Origin of the sequence: Streptomyces thermospinosisporus (assembly GCF_039526425.1) — a bacterium.
Lineage (GTDB): Bacteria > Actinomycetota > Actinomycetes > Streptomycetales > Streptomycetaceae > Streptomyces > Streptomyces thermocarboxydovorans.
In genome coordinates, this window is sequence record NZ_BAAAIZ010000001.1 from 14,523 (window position 1) to 28,389 (window position 13,867).

The following is a 13,867-nucleotide window of genomic DNA, read 5'->3' on the forward strand; positions in this document are numbered from 1 at the left end:
CCGTATCTCCGTGACCCACAGCTCGATGTCGACCGGGTGGTGCCGGTGCACGAGCTGCCGCTTGTAGTCGATCTCATGGCGCGCCACCACGGACCCCTGCTGGAAATCCTTGTCCGGGCGGAACAGGAAGTCGATACGGGCCTCCTCCAGGTAGCGGAGGAAGACGACGTTGTTGACGTGTCCGTACGCGTCCATGTCCGCCCAGCGCAGCGGGCAGCGGTAGATGTGCCGCAAGATCGATCAGCCCCGGGTCAGCTTCTTGTAGGTGGCGCGGTGCGGACGCGCGGCGTCCGGACCCAGCCGCTCGATCTTGTTCTTCTCGTAGGACTCGAAGTTGCCCTCGAACCAGAACCACTTGGAGTCACCCTCGTAGGCGAGGATGTGCGTGGCGATGCGGTCCAGGAACCACCGGTCGTGGGAGACGACCACGGCGCAGCCCGGGAACTCCAGCAGTGCGTTCTCCAGGCTGGAGAGCGTCTCGACGTCCAGGTCGTTGGTCGGCTCGTCGAGGAGCAGCAGGTTGCCGCCCTGCTTGAGGGTGAGCGCCAGGTTCAGCCGGTTGCGCTCACCGCCGGAGAGCACCCCGGCCGGCTTCTGCTGGTCCGGTCCCTTGAAGCCGAACGCGGACACGTACGCCCGGCTCGGCATCTCGACCTGGCCGACGTTGATGTAGTCGAGCCCGTCGGAGACGACCTCCCAGAGCGTCTTGTTGGGGTCGATGTTCTCGCGGCTCTGGTCGACGTAGGAGATCTTGACGGTCTCGCCGACCTTGATGGTGCCGGAGTCGGGCTGCTCGATGCCCTGGATCATCTTGAACAGCGTGGTCTTGCCCGCGCCGTTGGGGCCGATCACACCGACGATGCCGTTGCGCGGCAGCGTGAAGCTGAGGTCGTCGATGAGGACCTTCTCGCCGAAGGCCTTGTAGAGGTTGTTGACCTCCACGACCACGTTGCCCAGACGCGGCCCCGGCGGAATCTGGATCTCCTCGAAGTCCAGCTTCCGCATCTTCTCCGCCTCGGCGGCCATCTCCTCGTAGCGCGCCAGACGCGCCTTGGACTTGGCCTGCCGCCCCTTGGCGTTGGAGCGCACCCACTCCAGCTCTTCCTTCAGGCGCTTCTGCCGCTTGGCGTCCTTCTGGCCCTCGACCTTCAGGCGGGCGGCCTTGGTCTCCAGGTAGGTGGAGTAGTTGCCCTGGTAGGGGTAGGCGCGGCCGCGGTCGAGCTCGAGGATCCACTCGGCGACGTTGTCGAGGAAGTACCGGTCGTGGGTGATGGCCACGACGGTGCCCTCGTACTTGGCGAGGTGCTGCTCCAGCCAGTTCACCGACTCGGCGTCGAGGTGGTTGGTGGGCTCGTCGAGCAGCAGCAGGTCGGGCTGCTCCAGGAGCAGCTTGCACAGCGCGACGCGGCGCCGCTCACCACCGGAGAGGTTGGTGACGGGCCAGTCGCCGGGCGGGCAGCCGAGCGCGTCCATGGCCTGCTCGAGCTGCGCGTCGAGGTCCCAGGCGCCCGCGTGGTCCAGCTCCTCCTGCAGCTTCCCCATCTCCTCGAGGAGCGCGTCGGAGAAGTCGGTCGCCATCTGCTCGGCGATCTCGTTGAACCGGTCGAGCTTGCCCTTGATCTCGGCGACACCCTCCTGGACGTTCTCCAGGACGGTCTTCTCCTCGTTCAGCGGCGGCTCCTGCAACAGGATGCCGACGCTGTACCCGGGCGCGAGGAACGCGTCACCGTTCGACGGCTGCTCCAGCCCAGCCATGATCTTCAGAACGGTCGACTTACCGGCGCCGTTCGGGCCGACGACGCCGATCTTCGCTCCGGGGAGGAAGTTCAGTGTGACGTCGTCGAGGATCACCTTGTCGCCGTGCGCTTTGCGCGCCTTGCGCATGGTGTAAATGAACTCAGCCAAGAGAAACCGTCCGGCAGCTTGAAATCAGGCAGTGGGCAGATACACCCCATCTTGCCGCACCGCCACCCCTGGGCGGAAACCAGCTGGGCGGACCGGGGCTGACCTGGGGTTTCGCCGCTGTCGGCGGCAGCTGCCCGCACGCGGCTGTTGCGAGCGCATCGCACCTGGTCAGGGGGTGTACGACGGCTGTGGCTGCAATCGGACTCCTGTGCCACGGTGAGCCGCATGGACGGGAAGCAGCACACGCATCACGGCCACGATCACGGTCACGTTCACGGTCACGGTCACGGTCACGTTCACGGTCATGATCAGGATCGCGGTCGCGGTCACCCGCATGGTCACGGCGGCGCGGACGCCGGGCAGGGACCCGGCGCCTCCCGGCTGAAGCGGCTGCGGCACCGGCTCGCGCACCTGATCACCCCGCACAGCCACGAGGCCGCCGACAAGGTGGACGCGGCCATGGAGACCTCCCGCGAGGGCATGCGCACACTGTGGATCTCGCTGGCCGTTCTGGGGATCACCACCGTCGTCCAGGCCATGATCGTCGCCCTGTCCGGATCGGTGGCCTGCTCGGGGACACCATCCACAACGCCGCCGACGCGCTGACCGCCGTCCCGCTGGGGATCGCGTTCCTCCTCGGCCGCCGGGCCGCCAACCGCCGCTACACCTACGGCTACGGCCGGGCGGAGGACCTGGCGGGCGTCCTCATCGTGGCGACCATCGCCGCGTCCGCCGTCCTGGCCGCCTACGCGTCCGTCGACCGCCTCCTCAACCCCCGCGACATCACTCACCTGTGGTCCGTCTCCGGCGCGGCGCTGGCCGGCTTCATCGGCAACGAGTGGGTGGCCCGCTACCGGATCCGCACCGGCCGCCGCATCGGTTCCGCGGCCCTGGTCGCCGACGGTCTGCACGCCCGCACCGACGGCTTCACCTCCCTGGCCGTGCTGCTGGGCGCGGGAGGCACCGCACTCGGCTGGCGCGCCGCCGACCCGGTCGTGGGACTGCTCATCACCGTCGCCATCCTGATGGTCCTCAAGGACGCGGCCCGCGAGGTCTGCCGGCGCCTGATGGACTCCGTCGACCCCGACCTCGTCGCCACGGCGCAGGCCGCCCTGCGCGGTGTCGACGGGGTGCTGGGCACCGGGGCGGTGCGGATGCGGTGGATCGGTCATGTCCTGCGCGCCGAGGCCGAGATCGTCGTCGACGCGCGGCTGACCGTCGTCGAGGCCCACCGCATCGCGGTGGCCGCCGAGCACGCCCTCATGCACGCCGTCCCCCGGCTGACCGCGGCCACCGTCCACACGGACCACACCCCCGTCGAGGGCGACCCGCACGCCGCCCTCGACCACCACGCATCACACCCGACGCGCACCGCCCGGCTGGCCGTCAGCGGTCACTGAATGCGCGGCGACGCACACCGACACCACGCAGCCCAACGAACGCGGCCGCCGCGCCCCGGCCAGCCCCAGTGAGAACAGACCGGCCACAGCCACCGCGCCTTGCCGCCAGGGCACCGCCCCTCGGCCACCAGATGGTGTGCGGCCACGCCGAACACCGTCCCGACGAGCGCGAACACACCGGCCCGGAGAACGGGCAGGGGCGCACGCGGCGTCACCCCCCCAACGGGACCGAGATCCCCAAAGAGAGCCTCGCCCGAAATGCGGCTTCACTCACGGCTCGGCCAGCCGCCAGCCCGCCAACACCTGCTGCGGGAGCCCAGTCGGGGTGTGCAGTGCCTGCCTGAAGGTCAGCTGCGCCGGCGGGCGATGAGCAGGCCTGCTCCGCCGAGGAGGACCAGGGTGATGGCGGAGCCGGCGATCCAGGCGGTGGCGTTGGAGGCTCCGGTGGCGGCCAGGTTGGTGTCGTCGGGGGTGGTCACGGGTGTGGGGCTCGGGTCGCTGAGGGTCTGGGTGGTGGTGCCCAGTTCTGCCGCGCGGGTGCGGCAGTCGAGGTGGCCGGTGAAGCGCTTGGCGAAGCCGCCGGGGCCGCTGACGGTGAAGTCGTAGGCCTGGTCCTCGCTCAGCGGGACGGTCACCGTGCGGGACTCCCTCGCCGCGATGGTGTACTTCAGTCCCGTCACCTCGATGGTGAACGGCGTGTCGGCAGGGTTGGTGACGGTGACGTCCACGCCGCCCTTGGCGCAGTTCTCGCGGGCGGACACGGCCGGTACGGCGCCCTGACCGGACCAGGACACCGCGGCGGTCGCGGAGACCGTCGACTCGCTGGAGCCCGCCAGGATCTGCGTCTGGCTGCGGCTCTCCGAGGCGAAGGCCCGGCCGACCGGCACCGTGGTCGAGGCGTGCACGGTGAGTTCGGCGGTGTCGGCCGGTGCGTCCTCGGGGACGTCGAAGTACAGCCGGCTGCCGTCGGAGGCGCTGGTGACCGGCTTGCCGTCCTGGTCCACGACCCGTACCTCTCCGGTGGCCGTCCCGGTGAGCGGTGCGACCGTGACGCTGGGGGCGTCCGTGCGCACGGTGACCGGGCCCAGCTTCTCGCCGGGGCGGCCGGAGACCGCAGGCGGGTCCAGGGTCAGGGACGCCCTCGGTTCCGGCTGGTTGCGGGCGTTCTTCTCCAGGTAGTCCGCGAGCTGTTCGGCCTGCGGGTCGACGGCCTCGACGTCCACGTCGTCGGAGTAGCGCCAGATCGCCACCTGGGTGCCCGCCGCCGCGTCCTGCTCGGTGAGCCGGCCCCGGACGCCCGCCTTCTCGGCGAGCGCCGCGAGGTCGTTCACCTGGGGGTAGGAGTGGTGCAGGATCCAGCGGATCCGGCCGGCGTTGTCGTTGGTGGCCAGCGAGGTCCCGCTCCAGGGGGTCTCGCGGTACCGGGCGTCCTGCTGGGTGGGGGTGTGGATGTCGACGCAGTACGTCTGCAGGGTGCCGCCGCCCTCGACGGACATCTCGAACAGCCCGGCGGGGATCTGCTGCTCCTGCGTGGCCCCGCGTATCACGGCCGTGCCGTACGTCTTCAGTCCGGCGATGGTCGCGGTCGCCCCGCCCTGGCCGGGCTCCGTCCCGCTGCTGCCGGCCGCTCTGGCCGTCCCGGCCCCGGTCAGCAGGCCGGCGGCGAGGCCGGCCACCAGAGTCCCGGCGGCGAGGCGGGCCGTCCCGCGCCCACGCGCGGACGACGCGGAGAACGAAGCAAACACCGAATTCCCTTCCGAGCGGGACCCGTTGCACGTGGGGGGCGGTCCCACCAGCAGAATCAGCGGCCCCCTGAACCCCAGGAGCCATTTCGGCATCCTAAGGACGCGGCGCGACGCGCCGGCCGGTGATCCGGTCGGAGGGCTGATCCGACTCGTAATCGTTATCGCGGCATGCGCAGATAAGCCGTAGTTCGGTCAGGTCGGGCATCTTCGAAGACGACCGCCGGAGTGCCGTCGGGGAGCTGACGTCATGTCACGGCGGCGGGCTGGGGCCGCTGTTGCTGTTGCAGTCGCTGTTGCCGAGGGTCCGTGCCCGGCGTCGCCGGATCGTCGGGGGTGGTCTCCCAGTTGGGCTCGGGGCGGTCCTGGGGCGTGGTGCCGGCGGGCTGTTCCGCGCGCTGCCGACGCTGGAAGGCGGACGTGCCGCGGGTGAGGTCGTGGCCGATCGCCACCGCGTCGATGTCCGCCGACAGCCAGCCCTGCTGTCCCTCGCGCAGCTCGGTGCGCACCTTGAGCCGGCCCTGCACGATGACGGGGTCGCCCACCGACAGCGAGGCCGCCGCGTTGGCGGCGAGCTGCCGGTTGGCCCAGACGGTGAAGAAGTTGGTGTGGCCGTCGGCCCAGGTGCCCTTCTCCCGGTCCCAGTAGCGCGAGGTGACCGCCAGCCGGAACCGGGTCGACTCGCCGGAGGCCAGCTCCCGGTGCACCGGCTGCGTCGCCACATTGCCCACCGCGCAGACCATCGTCTCGTTCATCGCGTCTCCCTCCCTCACCCGGGCGCCGCCGGCGCCGGGCGGATACGCGTACGGGCCCGTCCCGTACGGAAGCGTCCGCCGCGACGGTCGCCGCATCTGCCGCAACCGTCGCCGCGCAGCCAGACTGCCTCCGCCGGGCCGGGCCCGCTGAGCCCTGTGGACCACGACCGGCCTGTGGACAACGCCGTCACCCGAACGGGCAACTCCACCACCGGAACGAACGGGCAACTCCACCAGAACGGACGGGCAACTCCACCACCGGAACGGCCGTTCCCCGTCCCCCACTCGCTCCGGCAGACCCTCCCGTCGGCCCCCGGTCATCTCCCCCCGCTACCGGCCCCCACCCCCGCAACCCGCCCGAACCGCTCCCGTACCTCCCGGTACCGCAGCAGCTCCGCCGCCACCGGATCGAGGACGCGGGCCCGGCCGCACCCGGCCGCCGCCTCCCGCAACCGTCTCTCGGCCTCCATCCCGTATCTCCGCGCGGGCCCCCGGGCGGCCATCTTGCAGCTCCACTCGATCAGCGGCCCGCCGATGATGCCGATCATCATCAGCAGCACCGGGACCCCGAGGTTCGGCGACATCACCCCGATGATCTGGGCCAGCAGCCACAGCCCGCCCACGAACTGCAGGACCGTCATGGACGCCTGGGCCAGCACCGCGACCGGCCACCAGCCGGGCCGGGGCGGCCTCCCCGGCGGCAGCCCGGCCCGCACGGCCAGCTCGTCCAGCGCCTCCGGCAGCCCCTGGGCACCGCGCGCGGCCGCCTCCCGCACCGCCTGGGCCCAGGGCGCCGGCAGCCCGGCCGAGGCCCGGTCCGCCACCGTGCGCACCGCCTGCTCGACCCGCTGCCGCGCGGTGGCCTCCTCGTCGGGCTGCGGCCGCACGACCTGCCGGCCGGTGGCGGGTTCCCGGCGTTCCTGGCACCAGCGCCACAGCCGCAGCCAGGGCGTGCCGCAGGCGCGGTTGGCGTTGCGCAGCCAGGCACGTTCGGCGGCCTCGCCCGCCGCGGTGGCCCCCACCGCGTCCGCGAGGCGGGCGGAGAACTCCTCCCGCGCCTCCTCGCTCAGTCCGACCCGGCGGCGGGCGGCGTAGACGGGCCACAGCCGGGCTGCGGCGATGTCCACGTCCGCGGCGATCCGGCGGGACGGGGCGGCGCGCTCGGCGACGAACTGCCCGAGCGCATCGCGCAGCTCCCCGACCCCGTCGCCGGTCAGCGCGGACAGCGCCATCACGGTCGCCCCGGGCTCGCCGTACTCGCCGAGCGCGATGCCGTCCTCGTCGAGCAGCCGCCGCAGATCGTCCAGGACCTGCTCGGCGGCCTCGCCGGGCAGCCGGTCGATCTGGTTGAGGACGACGAACATGACCTCGGCGTGGGCGGCCATGGGCCGCAGATAGCGCTCGTGCAATACGGCGTCGGCGTACTTCTCGGGGTCGACCACCCAGATCACCGCGTCGACCAGGCGCAGCACCCGGTCCACCTGCTCGCGGTGCTGCACCGCCGCCGAGTCGTGGTCGGGCAGGTCGATCAGGACCAGCCCGCGCAGCTGCTCGTCCTCGTCCGGGCCCGGTTGGAGGGGGCGCCGCCGCAGGCGGGGCGGGATGCCGAGGCGTTCGATGAGGCCGGCCGCGCCGTCGCTCCAGCTGCACGCGATGGGCGCGGCGGTGGTGGGGCGGCGGACGCCGGTCTCGGAGATGGCTACGCCGGCGAGCGCGTTGAACAGCTGTGACTTGCCGCTGCCGGTGGCGCCGGCGATGGCGACGACGGTGTGCTGCCCGGAGAGCCGGCGCCGTGCGGCGGCCTCGTCGAGCACCCGGCCCGCATCGGCGAGGGTGTGGTTGTCCAGGCGGGTGCGGGAGAGCCCCACCAGTTCGCGCAGCGCCTCCAGCCGGGAGCGCAGCGGCGGGTCGTACGACAGCGGGGTGATGATCTGCTGCGCCGGCGGGCGGGTCTGGGTGAGGGCGTACGGCGCGTGGCCGGGGTTCTCCTCGGCGCGCCGCGCGATCAGCCCGTCGTCCCAGGGATCGCCGTCGCCCGCACTCGCACCACTGCTCATGTTCGCGTTCGCACCCGGGGAGCGGTCCCTGGTCCGCCGCCCGGAGTCCCCGCCGGACGCGCCGCCCGCGCGACCGGAGGCGTCGTCCGCACCGGACCGGTCCCCCTCGGCGCGGCCCGGCCGCCCGGCCTCCTCGGGACGTCCGGCCTCCGAAGCACTCCCGGAAGGCTTCCCGGAGTGCCTCCCGGAAGGGTTTCCGGAGTGCCTCCCGGAAGGGTTTCCGGAGTGCCTCCCGGGAGGGTTCCCGGAGTGCTCTGCATGCTCTGCATCCTCGGCTTGCTCGGAATGCTCGGGGTGCTCGGTGTGGTCCTGGTCAGTGACGGCAGTCACCGAATCACCTCTCCTTCTGCAGTACGGACAGCGCGGCGATGAGTTCGGCCTGCGGCTCCGGGTGCACCTCGAGCGCGTCGAGCGGCGCGAGCCGGCGTTCCCGTTCGGTGTGCAGGATGCGGTCCACGTGCTCGACGAGCAGCCGGCCGCCCCGGTCGCGCAGCCGCAGCGCCCCGTGTGCGCCGATCCGCTCGGCCAGCCGCTCCCCCGCGGCGCGGCCCCGGCGCCCGCCCAGCAGCACCGTGGCGACCAGGGCGGCGACCATCTCGGGGTCGGGCGCGACGCTGCGGTCGAGCTCGCGCACCTCGTCCTCGGCGTACTCCTCGAGCTCGCGCCGCCATCGCCGTACGGCCAGCCCGATCCGGTGCTCGGCGTCGTTCCCGGCCGTGTCGCGGGCGGCGAGCTCGGGGGCGGCGGCCGCCGGTTCGCGGCGCCAGGCCTCGTCGACGCGCTCGTCGGCGGCGGTGACCGCGCACAGCAGCAGCTCGGCCAGGCTCTCGACGAGGGTGTCGAGCAGTTCGCCGGGGGTGCAGTCGAGGGGGAAGGCGCGCCACCGCTTGAGTGCGTCGCCGGCGAGCACGGCCCCGGCCTGGAGCCGGCCCCGCACCCGGTTGTGCTCGCTGTCGTACGCGGTGTCGACGGCCGAGGTGAGCCGGAGCGCGGCGGCGTGCTGTGCGGCGGCGGCGCCGGCCAGCTCGGGCAGGCGGGTGTTGAGGGAGCCGAGGACGCCGTGGGCGGTGCGGGCCACGGCGTGCTGGCGGGCGGCGGGGTCCTGGGTCTGGTGGACGAGCCAGGTGCGCAGCGCGGCCACGGCGGTGGCCGGCAGCAGCCCGCCGCCCCAGGCGGACTCGGGCAGCTCGGGCACGGTGAAGCGGGGCACCTGGCCGAGGCCGGCCTTGGTGAGCAGGGCGCCGTACTGCCGGGACACCTCTCCGATCACCTGGTGGGGGACCCGGTCCAGGACGGTCACCAGGGTGACGTCGTACTCCTTGGCGGTGCGCAGCATGTGCCAGGGCACGGCGTCGGCGTAGCGGGCGGCGGTGGTGACCATGATCCAGATGTCGGCGGCGCAGATCAGCTCGGCGGCCAGGACGCGGTTGTCGGAGACGAGGGAGTCGACGTCGGGGGCGTCCAGCAGGGCGAGGCCGGGCGGCACGGTGTCGGCGGTCTCGATGCGCAGCACCCGGGCCGGGTTCTCGCCGGGGAGCAGCAGGTCGTCGGTGGGGTCGTGCCGGTGCGCCCAGACGCGGGTGAGGTCGGGCAGGACTCTCATCCCGCTGAACCAGTGATGATCCTCCGGATGGCAGACCAGCACCGGGGTGCGTGTCGTCGGCCGCAGCACGCCTGCCTCGCTGACCCGGCGGCCCACGAGGCTGTTCACCAGGGTGGACTTGCCGGCCCCGGTGGATCCGCCGACGACGGCCAGCAGGGGCGCTTGGGGGTCGCGCAGCCGGGGCACCAGATAGTCGTCCAGCTGCGCCAGCAGTTCGTCGCGGTTGGCACGCGCGCGGGGAGCCCCGGCCAGGGGCAGCGGGAAGCGTGCGGCGGCGACACGCTCGCGCAGGGCGGAGAGTGCGTCGAGCAGCTGAGGCCGTACGTCCAAGGTCACCACATGCGAAGAATGCCCAATTTTAGGGGAATTCTGAAGCATATGAGCATGTCTGCGCGCCGACCGGACGCAAGGGACAGAAGGGACGACTGGGACAGGGGCATACTCCAGGCATAACGAGTGCACAACACCCGGCGCGCGAGCTACCCAAAAGCGATGCGGGAATCGCGCCGGCCTGCGATTATCGGGACCGCTTCACTGAACCTCCACATCGAGCCACGGAGGCGAAGCGTCAGGGGCAGGGACGCGGGAGCCCTATCCTTGTCCCCGGCAAACGTCAGGGGTCCGCCACGCCCGGCCCCCATGGCACCAGGCCAGCACACCGGCCCCCGTAGCTCAGCGGATAGAGCAGGCGCCTTCTAAGCGCTTGGCCGCAGGTTCGAGTCCTGCCGGGGGCGCCACACTCCTTCCGGTCTCCGCATCGCGCCTCGCGGCCTCTGCACCACGGCAGGGGTCGTTTTTTTCATGCACGGCTCTCGCGCACAGCCGCACCCCCGCACCTGCGAACGGCTGCGAACGGCTGCGAACGGCTGCGAGCGGCACTCCTCTCCAGCCTTACTCTATGAGCCACTTCGCCCGGATCGCCCACAATTGAGTGATAGCGTCGGGTTGGTGAGTTTCCTGGTAATCATGGAACGGTTCTCCGTCGTTCCGCCTTCCCCGGAGCCGCTCATGCGCACTGCCGTCACCGCCGCCCAGGACTTGCCGACCCAGGGAGCGTCGGGGCCCGCCCCCTCGGAACGGGTGGAGGAGCACGGCCTGGTGTTCGGGGGCTTCGCCTACCAGTGCCGCATCGTCCGTCAACCCGCCCCGCTCACCGAGCCGTTGCTGCTGCTCGGCGGCTCCTCCCAGAACCGCTACTCCTGGCAGGGCCACGAGAGGTGGCTGTCACCGCTGTGCACCATGGTCACCGTGGACCTGCCCGGCTACGGCAGCGCCGACTTCCTGCCGGCCCGGTACGACATCGACTTCCTCGCCGACGCGGTCGCGCACATGCTGGCGGAGCTCGGCATGCCGCGGGTGAATCTCTTCGGCGGCTGCTTCGGCGAGGTGGTCGGCCTGCGCTTCGCCCAGCGCCACCCCTCCTTCGTCCGCCGCACCCTCTTCGGCGGCGCGGCGAAACGTCTTCCCGACCTCTACACCGAGGCCGTTCCCCGGCTGACCCACGCGCTGGAGCGGGGGTCGATCGAGGAGGCCGCGGACGGGCTGGTGCGGCTGTTCATGTCGAACCCGGAGGCCGGCCGGGTCCGCAAGCACGCGGCCGTGGCCCGGCTGCTGCGCAACCAGTTCCTGACCCAGACGCCGGACGAGATCAGAAAGGCCGTCGAGCACAACACCCGCCTGACCACCCACGGCTGCTACCGCCCGCTGCCCGTCCCCCGCGTGCCGACGCTGGTCTTCACCGGCGAGTACGACACCCTCTGCACGCCGGCGATGGGCCGCGAGCTGGCGGCGACGATGCCCGGTTCCTGGTTCACCACCGTCAAGGAGGGGGACCACCTGGTGACCGTCGAGCGCCGGGAGGAGTCCTCCGACCTGATCGGCCGCTTCTGCACGGACCGTTCCATCGAGGACCTGCCGTACTGCAATGCCGTCGAGCGCATGTGAGGGAGGCGCGCCGTACAGCGGAGAGCGGCCGGAACCCTGCGGAGGGGTTCCGGCCGCTCTCCGGTGCACGGCGCGGGCGGGGTACCGACGTGAACAAGGCGCCTCGGCCGCCGCGCCGGGGCGTCAGGACTTCCCGGAGCTGACGACCACGTCGCTGACGCAGGTGACCCGGCTCTTGCTGCTCGGGCAGCTCTGCTCGGACTTGTTCTTCAGCAGGACGTTGCCGAGCGAGTCGGTCTTCATCCGGTACTCGGTCACCTGGACGCAGCGGACGTTGCCCTTGCCGTCGTTGACGCACTTGTCATTGCCGGGCGCGTCGGTGGCGGCAGCCTGGCCGGCGCCGAGGCCGATGAACGCGAGGCCCGAGAGGACGCCCGCCGCCGCTGCGATCTTCTTCGTACTGAACATCTACCCATTCCTTGAGCGGTCGCCCCCGGCGCAAGGGGGCGACGACGTGGCGCCGGGTGGCCCACCGGGCCACAAAGCCGGGCAGGCCCGGGGCACGAACACGAGGTTCGAGCTCCGGAGCCTGCCTGGTTCGACCGAGAGGACTCAGTGCTCCTGGCCGCCGATGGCGAAGCCCTGCGCACAGGTGAGCGACTCCTTCTCGCTCGCGTCCTGCTGCGACCAACCGAGGAGGCCGAGCGACAGGTTGACGTCGTCGACGTTGATCAGACCCGTGGTCGAGTCGTTCTGCTCGCAGTTCTGGTGCTGCGAGTTCTTGAGCTCGACCTGCGGGTCGTCACCAGCGTGGCCGATACCGGCACCCAGGAAGCTGACACTGCCGAGCATGGCCATGACGACCGCGGCCTTCTGGTACTTGCGCATTACCTCTCCATTCTCGAGTAGACCCGATCCGGGACGAACCGGGCCACTATTTCCGTCGCCCAAATTAGGCGATCTGCCGGGACATTCAGTACGTGAAACGCCGAATCGCGGAGCGCCGACTAAAAGGAACCCATTGGCGCCATTGCGTATTCATTTAATCTGCAAATCCATCGGGGCCGGGGATTCACCGGCGGGCCGGGCAGGCCCGGAAGCCGGGCACGAAGCGCCGGATTCCGAGACCTGCCCGCATCACCGGACCAGTGATCACTTGCCGAGCTTGAAGCCCTGGACGCAGCTCGTGGCCTCGTGCTCGCCCGCGTGGTTGGCGGACCAGCCCAGGAGCGCACCGGCACTGACGTTGACGTCGTCGATGTTGATCAGGCCCTTGACGTTGTCGTCCTGCGAGCAGTTCTGCGACTGCTTGTTGTCCAGCTTGAACGCCGGGTCGTCACCGGCGTGACCCACGCCGGCGCCCAGGAAGCTGACGCTGCCGAGCATGGCCATGACGACCGCGGCCTTCTGGTACTTGCGCATTACCTCTCCGTTCTCAAATAGACACGATCCGTGACGGACCGGTCACGTACAGTGAGTAACGTAAGGGAATGGCTTGGATTTGGATAGGCGAAACGCCCAATAACGTAGTTTTCCTGTGAATGAGCACCTCATAGGACCGGCGCGCCGATCTCGAATGGCGCAGCGCGCGGGCGTCCCGGCCCCGTGCCCCGAGGTCCACCTGTTTCAAAAGGGTGATCCGCAGCCGATCACCGTTACCGGTTCCGCATTGCCGCGTTGTGTCGGCTGTGCGGGTGCGCTTCGTGCAACCGCCCTTACCGAACCAGTTAGGAGAACGTGATGTCTCGCATCGCGAAGGCTGCCACTGTCGCTCTCGGCACGGGTGCCGTGGTCCTCGGCGGGGCCGCCATGGCCCACGCTGACGCCGGCGCCAAGGGCGCGGCGGTCCACTCGCCGGGGTTCGTCTCGGGCAATGTCGTCCAGGCCCCGATCCACCTGCCGATCAACGCGTGCGGCAACACCGTCGACTTCATCGGCGTCCTGAACTCGGCGTGGGGCAACACCTGCGTCAACGAGGACTGAGTCAGACGCACTTGGAGAGAGCCCCGGCCCCTCGAGCGCCGGGGCTCTTCGCATGTCCGGCGGCGCGCGCATCGAGAGCGGGGCGGGCGCGGGCCGGCGACAAGCGGCAGGCGCGGGCCGGTGGACGAGATGCGGACAGGGCTCGGTGGACGAGATGCGGACAGGGCTCGGTGGACGAGATGCGGACAGGGCGGGGACAGCAAGAAGCCCCCGGTTCGCACCGAGGGCCTTCTCGCTGTCCGCGCGTCGTGGGCTCTCAGGCGCGCAGCCCCACATCGCCGTGCACCGGCTTCGCCTCGTTCACGACGACCGCCGCCTCCTTCATCGTGCCGAGCACCGAGGCGTCCTGCTGCTCGCCGGTGAGGACGTTCGTCTCCTGCGACAGCGGCATCATCTCGAAGGGGACGCCGGTGCGCAGACCGGTGTCCAGGCCGGTGGAGGCCAGGTCGCGGCCGTCCTGGGCGTACGCGGGCGCTGCCGCACCGGCGGCGATCAGGGATCCGGCAAGGACGACGGCAGCCTTCAGGGACTTCATCAT

12 protein-coding genes, 1 tRNA gene and 1 pseudogene are annotated in these 13,867 nt (G+C 71.1%); 4 read left to right on the forward strand and 10 right to left on the reverse strand.

What is annotated here, in order from left to right; genetic code table 11:
- Window positions 1-234, reverse strand: a 234-nt coding sequence (locus ABD207_RS00065; protein ID WP_344008865.1) for an acyl-CoA thioesterase, incomplete at its 3' end; no start/stop codon positions are given.
- A gap of 6 nt (window positions 235-240) precedes the next feature.
- Entirely contained in the window at window positions 241-1,905 is a 1,665-nt protein-coding gene (ettA, locus tag ABD207_RS00070) for an energy-dependent translational throttle protein EttA (RefSeq protein ID WP_344008867.1), read from the reverse strand.
- Between the two features lie 225 nt (window positions 1,906-2,130).
- Between ettA and ABD207_RS00080 the strand changes: the two are divergent.
- Window positions 2,131-3,305 (forward strand): annotated as a pseudogene (locus ABD207_RS00080) (cation diffusion facilitator family transporter).
- 347 nt (window positions 3,306-3,652) lie between these two features.
- Here ABD207_RS00080 and ABD207_RS00085 read toward each other — a convergent pair.
- From ABD207_RS00085 to ABD207_RS00100, 4 genes are all read right to left on the reverse strand, one after another.
- The gene (locus tag ABD207_RS00085; RefSeq protein ID WP_344008869.1) at window positions 3,653-5,050 is read right to left on the reverse strand and encodes a Cys-Gln thioester bond-forming surface protein; all 1,398 of its coding nucleotides are present in this window, start codon (window positions 5,048-5,050) and stop codon (window positions 3,653-3,655) included.
- A 245-nt stretch (window positions 5,051-5,295) separates the two neighbouring features.
- Window positions 5,296-5,802, reverse strand: a complete 507-nt coding sequence (locus ABD207_RS00090) for a single-stranded DNA-binding protein (RefSeq protein WP_344008871.1) — start codon at window positions 5,800-5,802, stop codon at window positions 5,296-5,298.
- Window positions 5,803-6,119: 317 nt separating this feature from the next.
- Entirely contained in the window at window positions 6,120-8,189 is a 2,070-nt protein-coding gene (locus ABD207_RS00095) for a GTP-binding protein (RefSeq protein WP_425580599.1), read from the reverse strand.
- Between the two features lie 4 nt (window positions 8,190-8,193).
- Window positions 8,194-9,801, reverse strand: coding sequence for a dynamin family protein (locus ABD207_RS00100; protein WP_344008875.1), 1,608 nt, complete (start codon window positions 9,799-9,801; stop codon window positions 8,194-8,196).
- Between the two features lie 322 nt (window positions 9,802-10,123).
- Here ABD207_RS00100 and ABD207_RS00105 point away from each other — a divergent pair.
- Window positions 10,124-10,199 (forward strand) — tRNA-Arg (locus ABD207_RS00105).
- Between the two features lie 271 nt (window positions 10,200-10,470).
- Complete coding sequence (locus ABD207_RS00110; RefSeq protein WP_344008877.1) at window positions 10,471-11,406, forward strand: alpha/beta fold hydrolase; 936 nt, start codon at window positions 10,471-10,473, stop codon at window positions 11,404-11,406.
- A gap of 123 nt (window positions 11,407-11,529) precedes the next feature.
- Here the strand turns inward: ABD207_RS00110 and ABD207_RS00115 are convergent, their stop codons facing one another.
- The 3 genes from ABD207_RS00115 to ABD207_RS00125 form a co-directional block, all read right to left on the reverse strand.
- Window positions 11,530-11,814: a hypothetical protein gene (locus tag ABD207_RS00115; RefSeq protein WP_344008879.1), complete on the reverse strand. Its 285-nt coding sequence runs from the start codon at window positions 11,812-11,814 to the stop codon at window positions 11,530-11,532.
- Window positions 11,815-11,958: 144 nt separating this feature from the next.
- On the reverse strand, window positions 11,959-12,234 hold the full coding sequence (locus ABD207_RS00120; protein WP_344008881.1) for a hypothetical protein: 276 nt from the start codon (window positions 12,232-12,234) through the stop codon (window positions 11,959-11,961).
- A gap of 264 nt (window positions 12,235-12,498) precedes the next feature.
- On the reverse strand, window positions 12,499-12,768 hold the full coding sequence (locus tag ABD207_RS00125) for a hypothetical protein (RefSeq protein ID WP_344008883.1): 270 nt from the start codon (window positions 12,766-12,768) through the stop codon (window positions 12,499-12,501).
- Window positions 12,769-13,086: 318 nt separating this feature from the next.
- Between ABD207_RS00125 and ABD207_RS00130 the strand changes: the two genes are divergently transcribed.
- A complete protein-coding gene (locus ABD207_RS00130; RefSeq protein ID WP_344008886.1) occupies window positions 13,087-13,329 on the forward strand; it encodes a chaplin in 243 nt (80 codons plus the stop codon).
- Window positions 13,330-13,585: 256 nt separating this feature from the next.
- Here the strand turns inward: ABD207_RS00130 and ABD207_RS00135 are convergent, their stop codons facing one another.
- Complete coding sequence (locus ABD207_RS00135) at window positions 13,586-13,867, reverse strand: hypothetical protein (RefSeq protein WP_344008888.1); 282 nt, start codon at window positions 13,865-13,867, stop codon at window positions 13,586-13,588.